The 16,516-nt window shown below is 70.4% G+C and carries 16 protein-coding genes; 6 read left to right on the forward strand and 10 right to left on the reverse strand.

The features are described 5' to 3' along the window. The first annotated feature begins 130 nt into the window (after window positions 1-130). The gene (locus G9C85_RS04415; protein WP_166037292.1) at window positions 131-1,996 is read left to right on the forward strand and encodes a hypothetical protein; all 1,866 of its coding nucleotides are present in this window, start codon (window positions 131-133) and stop codon (window positions 1,994-1,996) included. Window positions 1,997-2,016: 20 nt separating this feature from the next. On the opposite strand, the gene G9C85_RS04420 is transcribed toward G9C85_RS04415, so the two are convergent. From G9C85_RS04420 to G9C85_RS04430, 3 genes are all read right to left on the reverse strand, one after another. Next, complete coding sequence (locus tag G9C85_RS04420; protein WP_240148818.1) at window positions 2,017-2,709, reverse strand: metallophosphoesterase; 693 nt, start codon at window positions 2,707-2,709, stop codon at window positions 2,017-2,019. A 127-nt stretch (window positions 2,710-2,836) separates the two neighbouring features. Beyond that, window positions 2,837-4,585: a hypothetical protein gene (locus tag G9C85_RS04425; protein WP_166037296.1), complete on the reverse strand. Its 1,749-nt coding sequence runs from the start codon at window positions 4,583-4,585 to the stop codon at window positions 2,837-2,839. After that, window positions 4,582-5,859, reverse strand: a complete 1,278-nt coding sequence (locus tag G9C85_RS04430) for a Single-stranded DNA binding protein (protein ID WP_166037298.1) — start codon at window positions 5,857-5,859, stop codon at window positions 4,582-4,584. The genes G9C85_RS04425 and G9C85_RS04430 overlap by 4 nt, the downstream gene beginning before the upstream one ends. Before the next feature lie 135 nt (window positions 5,860-5,994). Between G9C85_RS04430 and G9C85_RS04435 the strand changes: the two genes are divergently transcribed. Beyond that, a complete protein-coding gene (locus G9C85_RS04435) occupies window positions 5,995-6,672 on the forward strand; it encodes a 2,5-diamino-6-(ribosylamino)-4(3H)-pyrimidinone 5'-phosphate reductase (RefSeq protein WP_166037300.1) in 678 nt (225 codons plus the stop codon). A gap of 69 nt (window positions 6,673-6,741) precedes the next feature. Here the strand turns inward: G9C85_RS04435 and G9C85_RS04440 are convergent, their stop codons facing one another. From G9C85_RS04440 to G9C85_RS04450, 3 genes are all read right to left on the reverse strand, one after another. Then, a complete protein-coding gene (locus G9C85_RS04440) occupies window positions 6,742-7,029 on the reverse strand; it encodes a hypothetical protein (RefSeq protein ID WP_166037302.1) in 288 nt (95 codons plus the stop codon). 164 nt (window positions 7,030-7,193) lie between these two features. Further along, window positions 7,194-8,558, reverse strand: a complete 1,365-nt coding sequence (gene grxC / locus G9C85_RS04445; protein ID WP_166037304.1) for a glutaredoxin 3 — start codon at window positions 8,556-8,558, stop codon at window positions 7,194-7,196. Between the two features lie 136 nt (window positions 8,559-8,694). Next, the gene (locus G9C85_RS04450) at window positions 8,695-9,573 is read right to left on the reverse strand and encodes a helix-turn-helix domain-containing protein (RefSeq protein WP_166037306.1); all 879 of its coding nucleotides are present in this window, start codon (window positions 9,571-9,573) and stop codon (window positions 8,695-8,697) included. A 142-nt stretch (window positions 9,574-9,715) separates the two neighbouring features. Between G9C85_RS04450 and G9C85_RS04455 the strand changes: the two genes are divergently transcribed. From G9C85_RS04455 to G9C85_RS04465, 3 genes are read left to right on the forward strand one after another with little or no spacing between them, the layout of a single operon-like run. Continuing rightward, on the forward strand, window positions 9,716-10,336 hold the full coding sequence (locus G9C85_RS04455) for a GNAT family N-acetyltransferase (RefSeq protein WP_166037308.1): 621 nt from the start codon (window positions 9,716-9,718) through the stop codon (window positions 10,334-10,336). Continuing rightward, entirely contained in the window at window positions 10,333-11,154 is an 822-nt protein-coding gene (locus G9C85_RS04460; RefSeq protein WP_166037310.1) for an inositol monophosphatase family protein, read from the forward strand. Before G9C85_RS04455 ends, G9C85_RS04460 begins: the two co-directional genes overlap by 4 nt. Continuing rightward, a complete protein-coding gene (locus G9C85_RS04465; protein WP_166037312.1) occupies window positions 11,151-11,849 on the forward strand; it encodes an HAD family hydrolase in 699 nt (232 codons plus the stop codon). Before G9C85_RS04460 ends, G9C85_RS04465 begins: the two co-directional genes overlap by 4 nt. Window positions 11,850-11,891: 42 nt before the next feature. On the opposite strand, the gene G9C85_RS04470 is transcribed toward G9C85_RS04465, so the two are convergent. The 4 genes from G9C85_RS04470 to G9C85_RS04485 form a co-directional block, all read right to left on the reverse strand. Beyond that, complete coding sequence (locus tag G9C85_RS04470; protein WP_166037314.1) at window positions 11,892-12,800, reverse strand: hypothetical protein; 909 nt, start codon at window positions 12,798-12,800, stop codon at window positions 11,892-11,894. Window positions 12,801-12,885: 85 nt separating this feature from the next. After that, the gene (locus G9C85_RS04475; protein ID WP_166037316.1) at window positions 12,886-13,713 is read right to left on the reverse strand and encodes a sugar phosphate isomerase/epimerase; all 828 of its coding nucleotides are present in this window, start codon (window positions 13,711-13,713) and stop codon (window positions 12,886-12,888) included. A 1-nt stretch (window position 13,714) separates the two neighbouring features. Further along, window positions 13,715-15,049: an adenylosuccinate synthase gene (locus G9C85_RS04480; RefSeq protein WP_166037318.1), complete on the reverse strand. Its 1,335-nt coding sequence runs from the start codon at window positions 15,047-15,049 to the stop codon at window positions 13,715-13,717. A 91-nt stretch (window positions 15,050-15,140) separates the two neighbouring features. Then, the gene (locus G9C85_RS04485; protein WP_166037320.1) at window positions 15,141-16,112 is read right to left on the reverse strand and encodes a hypothetical protein; all 972 of its coding nucleotides are present in this window, start codon (window positions 16,110-16,112) and stop codon (window positions 15,141-15,143) included. An 87-nt stretch (window positions 16,113-16,199) separates the two neighbouring features. On the opposite strand from G9C85_RS04485, the gene G9C85_RS04490 reads away from it, so the two are divergent. Continuing rightward, a complete protein-coding gene (locus tag G9C85_RS04490) occupies window positions 16,200-16,484 on the forward strand; it encodes a DUF357 domain-containing protein (protein WP_166037322.1) in 285 nt (94 codons plus the stop codon). Window positions 16,485-16,516 lie beyond the last annotated feature (32 nt).

Consider the following 16,516-nt stretch of genomic DNA (forward strand, 5'->3'; position numbering starts at 1 on the left):
GGATACCGGCCAGATGCGGTCGGCTTGCCGACTCATGCTTTCGGCCTAACCCGATAACCATTGGTTTCAACCAGGGCTTGTATTCAACCGAACGGCAATCCTATACCACTGTATCTCCGATGGAGTATTCATGCACGCGTCAGCCGGCTGGTACGGCGACCACACGGTCGACGCCACCAGTGACGGGGTGACGGTCCGGAAGGGACTGGACCTGGACACCCTCGCACTCCCGGCACTGAAGTTCGAGATCCGGAGCGACCGCGACGACCCGGTCGGCGTCCGCGTCGTCGACCGACTGCCGACGAACGTCGACCCGAGCCGGGTCGGCGTGCACACCGACTTCGCCGCCGACCAGTGGACGGCGTTCGAGGACGGCCGCGTCACGTTCACCACGCGCCTCGACCCCGAACGACCCGTCGTCACCCTGTACGGCATCTGGATCGACGACCCGAGTCGCGTCCACGAACTCCTCGGTCGACCGGACGTCGCGGTCACGGACGACCCGGACGCGCCGTCGCTCTCGCCCGTCGGCGACCAGGTGCGGCTGCCGACGGTCGACGACTCGCTCCGGAGCGTCGGCCCCGACGCGCTCGCCGACCTCCGCGCCGACGTCGAGCAGGCACTCACGGGTGCTCGCGCCGAACCGTCGGAGCCGGCCACCGCACTCCCCGCACCCGGCGTGGACGGCGACGACGGCGACGGCGGCGACGGGTTCGACGGCGGCGACGATCCCGAACGTGCGGCGACGATGGGCGATCACGCGTGGACGTACCCAGTCGAGCGGCTCGGGACCGGCCGGGTCGCCGCACCGACGCACGCGGACCTCGACGACCTCCTCGGCGAACCCGGCGCCGACGACGAGCGCGGTCGCGGTGCGGGCGACGTCGGCGAGGACCACGTCTACCTGCGCGCCGCGCTCGCGGACACCCACCACGGCGGCGGCGGCGCACTCCTCTTGCAGGAGCTCGCGAACGCGTTCGAGGTGCTCGCGCGCCGCGTCACCGGCGACGACGAGCGCGCGACCGTCGACGCGGTCGTCGTCACGCCGCTGGGCACGGACGCGGTCCTCGGCGCGCTCGCGGACCGCGACCAGGTGACCGACGCCCTCGTGTCGCCGCTCGTCGGCGACCGCGACGACGCGACCGGGATCGACGCCGAACCAGCGGGCGAGACGGCGGTCGCCGACCGCGACGGCACCGAAGAGGTCTCGATCGAGCCCGACAGCGAGGACGTCGAGGTCGTCCTGAACGCCGACGGCGAACGATTCTCCGAACTCAAGTCCGAGTTCGAGCACGAGACCGACACGGACGCGCTCGAGGACGAACTCGCGGACCTCGAGCTCCCGGGCGTGGACACGAGCGAGGAGCCGACGATCGACGAGCTCGTCGACGGCGACGAGTTCGACGGCGGCGACGGCGAGGACGGCGGGTTCGTGCCCGCGAGCGTCGAGAGCGCCGACGGCCTCTCCTTCGACGGCGAGGCGGCCGACGCGACCGAACTGGACTTCGCCGCCGACAGCGCGTTTGACGGAGCCGACGAGGAAACTGTCGACGCAACCGATGACGACGACGACGCGTTCGACCTCTCTACCGACGACGCCGACTCCGAGGCGGCCGTCGACGATGCCCCGTTCGAGTTCGACGTCGAGACGGAAACGTTGGACGACGCCGCCACGGCCGAAGACGCAGGGGAAGACCATGGCGACGAGGTGCTCGATGGCGTCGACACCGAGCCGGGAGCTGCTTTCGACGACGCCGAGGCGTGGCCGACCGACGGCGACGAGTCGGAGGACCGCCTCGTCGAGGTTCCGGCGTCGGAGCTCGCGGCGGTGCGCGCGGAGATGCGCGAACTACGGGATCGCGTCGCGGCGCTGGAATCCGATCTCGTGTCGGTCCGCCAGGAGCTCGCGCGAGAGCGCCGCCAGGAGTCCGCGACCGCGATGCCGGACCCGCCGGAGTCGGTCGAGGCGGTCGAGGGCGGCGACGACGTCGACTGACCGATCGCGCCCCCCTCCTCTTAGACCCGTTCGTAGCGGCCGAGTCTGGTACCGTCCAGCAGGTACGCCTGGCCGTCGACGAGCGCGTCCGGGAGGAACGGCGACAGGAACCCGCGGCCGTCGACGTTCACCCACGTCCCGCCACAGCGGTCGTTGAACGCCGGGAACACGACGAGGTCGCCGTCGACGGAGCCCGGGGAGAGGCCCGCGTCGTCGTCGTACTGGCCGGCGAACGCGCGGGCGTCGAGGCCGCCACGGAGCCACGCGCGCTCGACGCGCGACCCGCCGACCTCGTCCGTGAGCCGGACCTGCGGGTGCTCGTGGCCGACGCAGACGACGTCCGCCCGCAGGACCTCTGGGGCGGGCCACGTGTGGCCGTGCGCGAACCCGACGTCGCCGATGCGGACGCCGCCCGGGTCGGTGACGGCAACCTCGGCCCACTCGGCGAGGTCGCCGTCGTGGTTGCCCTTCACGACCGTCACGGGCACGCGCAGCGATTCGAGGAGCACCTCGATCTCGCCGCGTTCCGCGCCGCCGGGGCCGCCGATCGAGTGCATGAAGTCGCCGACGACGACGAGTTCGTCGACCGCGTGCTCGGCGACGAGCGACGTCACTTGCTCGCGACGCGCTTCGGCGCGCGAGTCGAGGTTGACGCCGCGCTCGTACCGGAGCGCCGTCTCGATGCCCGCGTGGAAGTCCGCGAGCGCCAGCATTCGGCGGCCGTCGGCCTGGACGACCGCCGCCGGAGCGTCAGGAATCGGCTCGACCGCACCCTGGGCGTCCGCACCCGGGTCGACCGCCTCTGGACCGTCAGCGTCCGAATCGACCGGGGCCATCGCGTCAGATCGGTTTGAGGACGCCGTCGTCGGGCTCGTAGCACTGCCCACCCATCAGCGCGTCCTGGACTGCGTCGTCGACGTCGCCCTCGGACGCGCCCGTCTCAGCGACGACGTGCTCGACGAGCGCGCTCCGCTCGACGCCGTCGCCGTCCGCCAGGTCCCGCATCGCGTCCATCACGAACGCGTCCAGGTCCACGTCCTCGGCGTCCGCCGCGTCGTCGCCAGCCGTGTCGTCGCTGGCCGCGTCCTCGGCCGCCTCGTCGACGCTCTCGTCGTCGGTCTCGTCGACGGCAGACTCCTCCGCCGCCGCGTCCGCGACTTCGGTCTCGGCCGTGGTGTCGACCGCGTCCGAGTCGTCGCCCTCCTCCGCGTCGTCCGCGACGACGTCCTCCGGCTCGGGCGCGTCGAGATCGCTCTCCTCGGGCTCGGGCACGTCGTTCCCCGAGGAGAACTCCGTCCCGTACTCTTCCTCGATCTCCTCGCGCTCCTCCTCGTCGAATTCGTACATCTGGTCCGACGTCGCGTCCGCCTCGCCACCGAGATTCCCCGGCTCGAAGTCGCCGACGCCCGCCCCCTCGTCCGCATCGGCGTCGACGTCCCCGTCGGCGTCCGAATCCGGATCCGCGGCTGCACCGGCGTCCGCGGCTGCACCGGTGTCCGGTTCCGCACCGGCGTCCGCGTCCGCACCAGTATCCGGTTCCGCATCTACGTCTGCGTCCGCATCCGCGTCCGCTTCCGCAACCGCATCCGTTGCAGCCTCCGGTTCTGCGTCGGACTCTGACTCGGTATCCGCCGCGGCGTCCGCGTCGGCGGGGTCGGCCGCCGCCGGCTCCGCGTCGTTCTCGACGCTGGACGCCGTCTCGGACCCCTCGACCGTCGCGTCTGCGTCGGTCGAAACCGCGTCGGTCGAGTCCGCGTCGGTCGCTGCTGCACTCGACTCGTCGTCGGCGCTCGCAGCGGATTCGGGTGCGTCCGCCGTGACCGCGCCTTCGTCAGTCGTGGTCACGGCAGCGACGGCGTCGCCGAGGTCCGTGGCGATGTCGGCGTACGTGTGCGTGCCGTCGCCGGCGTCGCTCGGCGAGCGGTCGTACGCGTCGACCTCCTCGCGGTCGCCCGCGACGACTTCCGCGGCGTCCACCGCGAGATCGTACAGGCCCGCGAGGTACGCGGGCGTCGTCCCGTAGTGGTCGAGTGCGAGCGCCGAGCCGGACGCTGCCGCAGCGGGGACGTCGCGCGCGTCGAGCGCGGCCTCGAGGTCGTCGCCGGTCGCGTCCAGTTCGGCCGCGGCGGCGAGCGTCCCGACGCGGTCGACGGTGTGCTCTGCGGTCCGGACCACCCAGCGGTCGCGCGTGTCCGCGTCGACCGTGTTGATGCTCTCCGGGCGGATGCTCGTGAACACGCGGTCGGAGTCCTCCGGCGAGAACGTCCGCGCCTTGCCCGTCACCGCGACGAACGCCGGCGGGTCGAGGCGTTCGAGCGCCGCCATCTCGTCGGGCTGGTACTGGCCGGCGTACACGACGAACGCGCCCGTCGGGTCGACGATCCGCGCCCGCAGGACGTCGTCGTTCACGTCCTCGATCTCGGTGAGGACGCCGACGACGAACAGGCGGTTCGCGCGAGCGCCCGTCGGCGTAACGACGTAGTTCGGCGCGCGCTCCTCCTCGCCCTCCTGGTAGTCGAGGTTCGCGTCGTCGAACTCCGCCGCGAACACGCGGTACGCGGTCTCGCGGTTGCCGGGGAGCTCCGTCATGCTCTCACCTCCTCGAGGAAGGCACGGGCGCGTTCGGCGGGGTCGTCCTCCACGCGCTCGAACGTGCTCGCGTCCAGGTTCCCGCCGTACTCGTCGACCGACAGGTGCCCGCGCACGCGGAACTCGGGGCCGACGATCTCCTCGCGGATGTCGTCCGCGACGACCTCCTGGTCCATCGCCTCCCGCGCCTGCTCCTTCGCGTCCTCCAAGGTGCCGCCGTACACGCGCTCGCTGAGGTCGCGGTCGAGCACGACCGTCGTCGTCGCGGTGCCGTCGTCGAGGATCGCCTTCACGCGCATGTCGTCCTCCGCGTCGACCTCCCCGTGACTCCGGCACTGGCCGTTCTGGACGACGCGATTGCACTCCGGACAGCGCTGGATGAGCCCGGAGCCGTCCCGGACCTCGATCACGTTCCCGGAGACCTCGACGTCGTACACGCCACCGCCCGTGACGGCGTCGAAGATGCTGTCCGCGGCGACTGCGTCGCCGACCTCGATCTCACGGTCGAGTTCCGTGACCGTCGAGAACTCGCTCACGTTCAGTTCGGGGACGCCGCGATACTCGCGGACGTACCCGTTCTCGATGCGGACGTTCCCGCCGGCTTCGATGGCCGCGTTCGCCGTCCAGTCCGTGAACGGCAACCGTCCGGTCTCGTCGGCGAGCACGCCGCTGAGGATGTCCGTCTCGCCGTCCCGGCCGTCGATGGTTCGGCGCTCGACCTCCTCGATCGTCACCTCGACGTTCCGGCCGCGGTCGCCCGGCGACAGCTCGCGGACGGTGCGGTCCCCGCCGACGTCGTAGGGGACCTCGAGCGCGTCGTCGAGGACGCTGACGCTCGTCGACTCCCCGAGGTTCAGTTCGGGTTCGCCCTCCCACTCGCGGACGCCCGCGTTCCCGACCTGGAGCGTCTGCCCGGTCTCCAGCCCGAAGTCGTTCCACGCCGTGAAGTCGATCGTCCCCGTCTCGTCGGCGAACTCGCCCTCGTAGATCGTCTGCGTGTCGCCCTGGTACTGGATGGAGCGCCGACCGACAACGAGCACGCGACCCGTCAGCGTGACCGACCCGCTCTCTGTCGTGACGTCCGCGACGTCCATCGCCGTCGGGCCAGAGCTCCCGCCACCGCTCGACCCGTCGCCGTACTTCCGGCGAAGGCTCTGCACGGCCTCGTCCATCGGCACGCTGTACGACACCAGATTCTCCAGGTCCTCTTTGACCTCCTGTTTGTCGACACCGAGGTCGGAGGAGAGCTCCTCGGCGCGGTCTTCGAGACTCATGCACGCGCTTTCGCCCCATTCGGATATAAATGGTTCGTGGCTGGCGTCCCTCTCGAGCGGCGGCCCTTCGCGAGACGCATGGCGGTCGTGGAGCGCACCGAAACCCTCCTACGACCGCCCCGCGAACGCTGGGGCATGAACGTGGTGGTGAACGCGGCGACGAGCGTCGACGGCAAGCTCTCGAGTCGGGAGCGCCGGCAGGTCGCGATCTCCGGCGACGACGACTTCGAGCGCGTCGACGCGCTCCGCGCGGATGCGGACGCGGTGATGGTGGGCGTCGGGACGGTGCTCGCGGACGACCCGAGTCTCACCGTGAGGTCCGACGAGCGCGTCGCGGCGCGCGAGGGCCGCGGCGAGTCCGCGCAGCCGGCGCGCGTCGTCGCGGACTCGCGCGCTCGAACGCCGCCGGACGCGGCGGTGGTCGACGACAGCGCGCAGACGTACGTCCTCGTCGGCGCGGACGCGCCCGGCGACCGTCGCGCGCGCCTCGGGACCGACACAACCGAGGTCGTGGAGGCGGGCGGCGAGCGCGTCGACCTCGCCGCGGGCCTCGACGCGCTCGAATCCCGCGGCGTCTCCGAACTCATGGTCGAGGGCGGCGGCGAACTCGTCTTTTCGCTGTTCGACGCCGGCCTCGTCGACGAACTCACCGTCTACGTCGGGTCGAAGGTGATCGGCGGCCGGGACGCCCCGACGCTCGCGGACGGCGACGGCTTCCGCGAACCCGACTTCGTCGACCTCGAACTCGAGGACGTCGACCGCGTCGACGACGGCGTCCTCCTCGCGTACGACGTCGAGGACGCAAACGAGTGAGCTGACGGAGTCGTTGCGGGGACGACCGTCGCTCGGCGACGCGAAGCGAACGGAGAAGTCTGGAGGGCGCTAGTGCTGGTGGCCGGTCGCTTCGCCGAACGTGACGCCGAAGCGCTCCTCGAAGAGCGCCATCGTCTCCTGCTCGATCGCGTCGAGTTCGGGGTTGTCGCCCTCGTCGTGGTGCACGAGGTGGTGCGCGCGTGACGCGAACGACAGGAGCGTGATGTCGCCGACGACCTCCGACGGCGACTGGCCCTGTTCCGCGAGGACGTCCACGAGCCCGCTCGGGAGCTCGACCTCGTCCGCGTCCTCGTCCGTCTCGATACTGACCGTGATAGTTTCGACGTCGTCTGCCATACCCGATGGAGGACGACCAGCCTGAAAACCCTACTGACTCCGCGAGCAGACTACCGACTCCGCAAGCGTACGGCCGCCTCCAGGCGGCCGTTTCTCACACCGACTCCGCAAGCATACAGCCGCCTCCAGGCGGCCGTTCCTGTAACGTGAACCGCTTTGCGCCGTCAGTCGTCGGCCCGTGCGGTCGCGTCGGCGTCGGCGTCGGCGTCGGCTTTGGTGCGGGCGCGTTCGAGGTCCTCGAGGAACTCGTCGGCGTCGAGCGCGGCCTTGCATCCCATGCCGGCGGCGGTGACGGCTTGCTGGTAGTGGTAGTCGACGACGTCGCCGGCGCCGTAGATGCCGGGGACGCCCGTCTTCGTCTGGCCGCCGCCGAAGCCGCCTTCGGTCTTCAGGTAGCCGTCGGCGTCCATCTCCGCGCCGGTTCCTTCGAGGTACTCCGTGTTCGGCGTGTGACCGATGGCGTAGAACACCGCGCCGACGTCCATCTCGTACGCTTCGACGGTGTCGTCGCCCGCGTCGAGTTTCTCCTTCGGGTGGCCGTCGGGGTGGGAGACGAGCGTGACGTGGTCGACGCCCCCTTCCTGCGACCCGTGGATCTCGGTGAGTTCGGTGTTCTTGAGGATCTCGATCTCGCCCTCGTCGACCTTGTCCATGACGCGGTCGATCCAGATGTCCTCGGCGCGGAACTCCTCGCGACGGTGCGCGATGTACACCGTGTCCGCGAACTTCGTGAGGAAGTTCGCCTCCTCCATCGCGGCGTCGCCGCCGCCGACGACGAGCATGTCCTCGTCGCGGAAGAACGCGCCGTCGCAGGTCGCGCACGTCGACAGCCCGTACCCCATCATCTCGTCCTCGCCGGGGACGCCGAGCGTTCGCGCGGACGCACCGGAGGCGGCGATGACGGAGTCGGCGGTGTAGACGTCGCCGTTGCTCATCTCGACGCGATGGGGCGTCCCGTTCTCGGGGTCGCCCGCGACGACGTCCTCGATGATGCCGTTCTTCGTGTCGGTACCGAACTTCGTCGCCTGCTCTTTCATGTTGTTGATGAGGTCGGGGCCGGAGATGCCCTCCGGGAACCCCGGGTAGTTCTCGACGTCCGTCGTCAGCGTGAGTTGGCCGCCGGGTTCGTCGCCCTCGATCACGAGCGGGTCGTTGTTCGACCGCGCCGCGTAGATCGCTGCCGTCAGGCCCGCGATGCCCGTGCCCGCGACGATCATCTTCCGGTGCTCCTCGACGTCCTCGTCGTCGCTCCCACCATCCGTCACGAGTCCGAGTTTCTCGTCGAGCTTCCCCTCCTGGTCGAGGGCGCTCGTCTCGTCCCACCCGCCGATGAGTTCGTCGTCGATGAACACTTCGGGCGCGGTCTGACGGCCGTCGGCGCGCTCGACCATCTCCTCGAACGCGTCCTCGTCGCCGGTGACGTTGATCGTCTCGTACTCGACGCCCTTCTCGTCGAGCAGATCCTTGGCTTTCTCGCAGTACCCACAGTTCTCCTTCGTGTAGACCTCCACGCGGGGCGAATCTGTCATGTACGTCGTCCTACTCGCCGGACCGCTTTTACGATTGTGCTCGACTGCGCGTCTACCGCACCCCCGTCAATTATACGCATCCGTAGTCGAACGGAGCCCCTGGCGTCGACCAGCGGACGGTCCCGGTCGGGTACCGTCAGTGGTCGAGTTCCAGTATCTCCACGTTCGCGTTCACCAATATCGAAGCCGACTCGTCGCCCACGTCGACGCCGAGTTCCGCGACGAGTGGATCCGTCTTCCGGATCACCGGAGCGTCGAACGTACACCACTCGAACTCCCAGAACGGCGTCTCCCGGAACGGGACGCCCGAGTCCGCGACCAGCGACTGGATCCGGGGGCGATTCGAGAGGACCAGCCCGACCGGCGCTCGGATTCCTGCGGGACACGCCGAGCAGCGCCCGACGACCGGAACCGCGTCGGGGTGCGTCGCGGCCGACGGCTCGACCTCGGTCGACATCGAGTGCGCACAGAACGGACAGACGCCGTCGTCCGCCAGCCCGATGTACGACCGAGTCCGTTGGGCGAACGCGTCCGCGAACGCCGCTGGCGCGTACGTCTCCACGGCCGCCGGGGGGAAGTCGAACCGCGTCAGGCGTCGTTCGCAGTCGGGACAGCGAACGACGCCCTCGCCCGCTCGATACCCGATATCGACCCCGTCGGACCCGCAGGCGCCACACCGCGAGTCGATCCGCTGGAACTGGCGGTTCGCGCCGAGTTCCAGCGAGCTCGACGCGATCACGTTCGCCGCTCGCAGCCCCGCCTGGTCGAGCAGATACCCTTCGTCGGTCTTCCGAACGTACTCGCCGACGAGTTGCCGGAGGTGGTAGTTGAACTGCCCGCTGTCGTCGACCGAGACCCGTTCGAACAACGCCGTGTAGTCGAGCGGGGTCTCGTCCGTGGCGAGCGCGTCCACGATCTCCAGGCGCGTCGCGTTCGCGAGTCGCCCGAACGAGTCGCCGTCGTTCGCGCCCCCGGAGCGCTCGTTCCCGTCCGGATTCTCGCCCTCTCGCCCCATACGGGGACGCACACGACAGACTGTCTTAGAAGCCCTCCTTTGGTGGCGAACGGCGAGAATCGGCTCGTTGCAGCGAGCGGGGGAAGCCAATTTCTCCAAATCAACTTGCCGCGTCGCCGAGCACGTTCTATCGAAGACAGACATGCCAGGCCACATCTTCCTCGAGGGGACGGACGTCGTCCTGCGAGTGATCGAACAGTGCGACCGCGACTTCGACGTCCTCGGTCGCGTCCGGAACGAGCCGACGTTCCGGCACGACCTCCGGATCGACGGGCCGTGGACGCGGTCGAGCGTTCGCGAGTTCGTCGAGTCGGTCGCCGCGGACGATTCCAGCGTCAATCTCTTCGTCTGCCCGTGCGGCGAGGAACGGCACCGAGACGGACGCGAAACAGCACGCACGACAGCGGAGGGAGCCACGGCCGATTCCGGGCCGGAGACGCCGATCGCTGGAGCGGTGAACCTGTTCGACGTCGACGGGACGTCGGGGACGCTCAGCTACTGGCTCTTCGAGGCGTACAGGGGGACCGGGTACGCGACCGAGGCGGTGTCGCTGCTCCTCGACCACGCGTTCGACGAGCGCGGACTTCGCCGGGTGGAAGCCGAGGTGGTCGACGGGAACGACGCCTCCGAACGCCTCCTCGACCGGCTCGGGTTCGACCACGAAGGCACCGCTCGCGACGCCCGGTTCGCGCGCGCCGAGTTCGTGGACGCGCACCGGTTCGGCTTGCTGGCACCCGAGTGGAGCGGCGCGGGGGCAGCATGACGCGAACGGAACCCGGAGCCGAGTCGAGGCTCGACGACGTCCCGATCGCTCGACTCGAATCGGTCGCGACCGAGGCGGTTCGAGCGGGCGGCGACCGCCTCGCTGAACTCTTCGGAACCGACACGACGGCGGAGTTCCTCGCGCACGACGTCAAGTCCGCCGCCGACCGCGCGTCAGAGGACGCGATGCTCTCCGTCGTCCGCGACGCGTTCCCGACGCACGAGATATACGCGGAGGAGTCCGGGCGACACGGCGACCACTCCCGGTTCGAGTGGATCGTCGACCCGCTCGACGGGACGAACAACTTCGAAGCCGGACTCCCGACGTTCACCGCGGCCGCCACGGTCCTCTCGGACGACCGTCCCGTGGTCGGCGCGATTTACGTCCCCGCGACGGACGACACCTACGTCGCGAGCGTCACGGACGGGGTCCGATGGGACGGTCGGCAGGTATCGGTGACGGATTCGGGGCGTCGCCTCGACCCGGCCGCGGCCACCGTCGCGTCCGTGATCGGACACGACGTCAAGCGCGACGAACGCCGCCGCGACGCGGCCGCGTCGATCGACCGGCTCGTGGAGGCCCGGTGCAAGCGACGACTGGAGAGCTGGTGCCCGACGCTTCACTGGGCGCTGCTCGCTCGCGGCCGGCTCGACGGCATCTACTGCTATCACCCCGACCGCGAGGAGCAGCGCCTCGGCGAGCTGTTCGCGGCGGAGGCCGGGCTGTGCACGGCCGCCAGCGGGGACGCGTACGTCGCGGCGACGACGCCGGAACTGAAAGCGCGCTTGCTCGACTGCGTCTCGGAGGGCCGCGCATGACGGCCCGATCTTCCCAGCGGCAGTACGAGGCGGTCGTCTTCGACCTCGACAGGACCCTCGTCGAGCACGTCCAGGACGCCGCGGCCCTGTTCGAGGCCGCGTGTGCCGACGTCGGCATCGAGCCGTTCTGTCGCCCCGAGACGCTGGAACTCGCCGCCGACGTCGTCCGGGAAGGAGCCGCCGAGCTGGACGCCGAGAGCTACGAACGCCGCGTGTTCGCGACCGCGGCGGCGGCCACCGGGTCCGACGTGCCCGCGAGCGACCTCGTCCGGGCGTACAACGACGTCCTGGACAACCACGCGGTCGCCCTCCGTCCCGGGGCCGAGGCCGCGGTCGAAGCGGCGACCGACCTCGCCACCGCCGTCGTGACGAACGGCCCGGAGGACACGCACGCGAAGAAGCTCCGAGCGGTCGACCTGACCGACCGGTTCGACGCGGTCGTCTACGGGAGCGACGTGCCGCGAGTGAAACCGGCGAGCGATCCGTTCGAACTGGCCCTCGCCCGCCTGGACGTCGACCCCGGTTCGGTCCTCAAAGTCGGCGACTCGCTCTCGAAGGACGTCGACGGCGCGAACGAACTCGGCATCGACACCGCGTGGGTCCCCTTCGGCGACGGACGCCGGGGCGCGAACGACCCTGAGCCGACGTACACGCTGTCATCGCTCGCGGACCTCCCGGAGATCCTCTCGTCGTGACTGCAGCGGTGCTGCACTCGTCGTGACCGCGGCGGCGACCCGCTACCGGCGTTTCTCCTCCACTCGCGTCGCGGTGACGTCCAGGTCGTCGTCTATCTCCGCGACGAGCACGTCGTCGTCGAGCGGCACGCGAACGGTGAACCGCCACGGGTCGGTGCCACGTACCTCCGTCGTCGCGTCCGTGACTGCCCACCGGAGCTCCCACTTCGGGATCGCGGACAGGTCCACCCCGTGGTCGTGATAGAACGCGATCGTCGCCGGATGATAGAGGAGGACCTGCGAGACAGGGAGGTAGTGGAACCCGGTGCAGTTCGTGCATCGGAGGATGGCGTAGGCGTCGAGGTCGCGAGTGTCGTGGAGAGAGGGCAGGGACCCGTCTCCGGCGTGGACTTCCACGGCGACCGCGTTCGCACACCACGGGCACTGACCGGCGGTCATGGCGTCGAGGACGGTTCGACTCCGCCGGTGGACGGTCCGGAGTCGTTCCTTGGGCGTCTCGTCGACGAGCCCCTGCGCCGGAACGTAGATGTCCGCGTAGTTCGCGTCGCAGGACCAGCAGCGGACGCGGAACAGCGTCTCGTAGAGGTGCGCCTCGACCGGGTCACCGCAGCGATGACAGTCCGTGCCGGTCGGGAAGCGGTCGATCGAGAGGTCGGCGTCGCTAGTGAGGAGTCCGGCGACGAGCGCCCGGTACAGCACCATCCCCGGCCACCGCAGGCGATAGCCGGCGTCGCCTTTCGCGACGTAGTTCCCGAGGAGCTTCGTGAGGTGATAGTTGAACCGCCCGGAGTCCCGGACGTCCACGCGCGACTTCAGGTCCGCGTACGTGAGGTGCGGGATGCCCGCGTCCGGCGAGACGGTCGCGTGCCCGAGTTCCTCGACGATCCGGACTCGGGTCTCGTCCGCGAGGAGCGAGAACGCCGTCTCGTGGTCGAATCCCTCGTCGCTCATCGGTGCGTGGTGGTCGACATCGTCCTGTGTCGGATCCGTCTCGATACCGCGTCAGTCTCGATACCGCGTCAGTCTCGGGACCGCGTCAGTCCCGTCGTTCCGCGTCTGTCTCGAAGTCGCGTTCGTCTCGGTGTTCCGCGACGTACGTCGTAAGTCTGTCGAGGCTCCGTTCGAGGGCGCGGCGGTCGCCGGTGATCACTTCGGCACAGAGGCGGCCGGTCCACGTCGGGCCGAGCGCGCCGAGGACCGAGCGGAAGTCGACGGTTCCGACGCCGAGCGGGAGGTGTTCGTCGCTCGGACCGCGCGTGTCGTTGAGGTGCACGTGCTCGATTCGATCGCGGTGGTCGGCGACGAACTCGGCGAGTCTCTCGTCCCCGTGTCCCGACACCCGCGCGTGCCCGGTGTCGACGACCAGTCCGGCGGGCGTCCCGTCGACGACGCGCGCGAGTCCGTCGAGCGTGAACGGCCCGGACTGGACGTTCTCGACGCAGACGTCGACGCCGAGTCGATCGCCGTACGCGTGGAGTTCGGTGAGCGACTCGAGGACGCCGTCGACGATCGTCGGCTCGTCGTACGCGTCCCCCATCGCGGCGTGGGACGGGTGGACGACCGCCGCCTCCGCGTCGAGGGCGGCCGCGGCATCGAGACAGGCCCTGTGCGTCTCCAGACAGCCGCGCCGTTGCGCGTCGAATGGAGACCAGACCGGCACGGTGAACGGGAGGTGCGCGACCAGCCCGACGCCGTCCGCGTCGTCGAGCGCGGCCCCGAGCGTCGCGTCGACGCGCTCGGGGCGTGCGCGCCCGTCGAAGAGGACTTCGACGAAGTCGCACTCCGCCTGGGACGCGATCTCGACCGCGTCGTCGAACGACACGCCGTACCCCTCGGGCACGCTGAGTCCAGTTCGGACTTGCATCTCAGGCCTCCAGTTCGCGCTCTCGTCCCTGCACGAGGGGGTTCTCTCGGACGATCGTCGCCTCGCGACCCGGGCCCACGCCGAGCGCGTAGATCGGCACGTCCAGTTCGTCGGCGACGTACTCCGCGTACGCCCTGGCGTTCTCGGGCAGCGCCCCGTAGCCCCCCTCGGCCACGGCAATCCAGTCCCGGTCGTCCCACGTCTCGAACCGCTCGAAACGGGGTTCGCAGCGGGTCCACTCGTCGGGCGAGGACGGAACGGTCTCGACGCGTTCGCCGTCTAGCTCGTACGCGTCGCAGACCACGAGTTCGTCGAGGCCCGCGAGCACGTCGAGGTGACTGAGCGTGATCGCGGTGAACCCGTTGACGCGAGCCGCGTGCCGCAACATCGGGAGGTCCAGCCAGCCGATCCGTCGCGGTCGCCCGGTGACCGTGCCGAACTCGCCCGCTCGCTCTCGGATCTCCGCGGCGACCTCGCCCTCGAACTCCGTCGGCATCGGGCCGGCCCCGACCCGGGAGAGATACGCCTTCACGACGCCGATTATCTCGCCATCAGCCACCGCCTGCGGCGGGACCCCCGAGCCGACGACCGCACCGCCCGCGGTCGGGTTCGACGACGTCACGAACGGGTACCCGCCGTGGTCGCGGTCGAGGTGCGTTCCCTGCGCGCCCTCGAAGAGGACGGCGGCGTCCTCGCGCTCGGCGAGGAACGAGCTCGCGTCCACGACGAGGCCCTCGCGGTCGAGTCGCCGACCGTACGCGCGGAACTCCTCGAACAGCCCCTCCACGTCGAACTCGTCGCCGGTCTCGACGTCGTACGCGGCCTCGACGTACGCGCGCTTCCGCGAGACCACGTGCTCGAGGCGCGTTCGCAGCGCCTCCGCGTCCAGCAACTCGCCGACCCGGATTCCGTGACGCCCGGCCTTGTCAGCGTACGCGGGCCCGATGCCGTTCCCCGTCGTCCCGACGGCGGTCGTCTCCTCGTCCCTCGCGGCCTCCTCCACGTCGTCGAGGACGCGATGGTACGGGAGGACGACGTGCGCCCGGTCGGAGACGAGAACGTCCGGGTCCAGTCCCCGCTCGCGGAGGGCGTCGATCTCGGTGAACAGCGTGTCGAGGCCCACGACGCAGCCGTTGCCGACGACGCCCGTCTTCCCGCGGACGACGCCGCTCGGAACGAGGCGGAGCGCGTACTCCTCCCCGCCGACGGTGATCGTGTGCCCCGCGTTGTTCCCGCCCTGGAATCGAACCACGACGTCGGCGCCCTCGCCGAAGATATCGGTCATCCGTCCCTTCCCCTCGTCCCCGAACTGGGAACCGATCACTGTCGCGTTCACGGGACAGTCGACGGCAGGACGCTCATTAACCGTTCTGTGAAGCGCGGTTCACAGCGACGGGGCGGAACCGGCACTCGAATCCGTCGAGCGCTCAGAGCAGGCCGCTCGCGAGGACGTAGCGGACGCCCGCGGCGACGAGCGCCGCACCGCTGAGTGCGAGGACGGGCACGGAGACCACCGGGTCCTTGCGGGTCGTCCACGCCGCCCACGCGACGGGTGCGAGGAGGCCGACGCCGATCGCGACGTCGGGGAGCCGGTAGACGGTGCCGACCGCGTCCGGGAGGAGGTACATCGAGAACGTCCCGGCGAGGACGGGCCCGCCGACGGCCAGCAGCGCCGCCGTCCGGAGGTCGTCGCGTGCGAGGACGCTCGCGAGCGCGAGGCCGAGCAGTCCGACGGCGCTCGACGCGACGAGGAGCTCCCACGCCGACGGCCACGCCGGCCGTTCGCCGTAACAGCCGATGTCGGCGAAGACGGCGTGCGTGACGCCCGTGTACTGCCAGTTCGACGTGTACTCGAGGACGGTGCCGTCCTGGGCGAGCACGTAGTTCGCGTCGGGGCCGCGTTCGGCGTCGGTCGCGTCGCCGTACTGCTCTATCTCCCAGTCGACGGCGTCCTCTGGCGCGGCGGCTGCGCTCGGGTCATCGCCCTCGCGGACAGACGCAGCCGGGCTCTCGCCGCCCGTGAACGAGCCGTTCCGGTCGTACCTGTACGCGCGGTCGTCCGCTGTGAGGAGCCACCAGCCGTCCTCCGAGGGGACGAGTGCGGTCGCACGGAGCTCCTCGTCGTCGCCGGTCGCGTTCGCCGGCGGTTCGAGTTCGTACCGCGCGAGTTCGCGCCAGTCGGCGTCGTACCGGGCGACGACCGGCGGCGACCCACCGTCGGTCTCACCGCCGCGGAGGACGAGCCATTGGCCGCGGACGTTCTGGTCGAGGTCCGCACCCTGGGGGCCGCCGCAGCCGTACCCGAGCCGTCCGGGGAACGCGGCGGGGACGGCCACGGCGAGGCTCACGATCGCGAGGACGGCGAGGAGGGCGGGGAGGCGGGACTCGGAGGGCAGCATGTAGCCACGGCGTCGCGGGCCTGGCGCGTAAGCCTTGTCCTGCATCGAGGCGACGCGCTTACGTCCCGGCCGGTCGACGCTCGGGGTATGCCCGCGGACCTCGAGGAGAAGACCGACCGCTACCACGACCTGCTCGCCGAAGCCGTCGACGAGGTCGAGGTGTGCGCGCCCGAGGACACGCCGATGGGCGAGGCCGCCCTGGAGTGCCTGGAGATGGCGACCTCGTACCTCGACGACGGCGAGCACTTCCGCGCGAACGACGACCCCGTGAACGCGCTCGCCGCGTTCTCCTACGGGCACGCGTGGCTCGACGCGGGCGCCCGCGTCGGCCTGTTCGACGTCCCGCGCGACGGCCACCTGTTCACGCAGTGAGCGAGCCGCTGCGCTGGCTGGTGCGCGACGAA

The organism is Halorubellus sp. JP-L1 (assembly GCF_011440375.1).
Lineage (GTDB): Archaea > Halobacteriota > Halobacteria > Halobacteriales > Natrialbaceae > Halorubellus.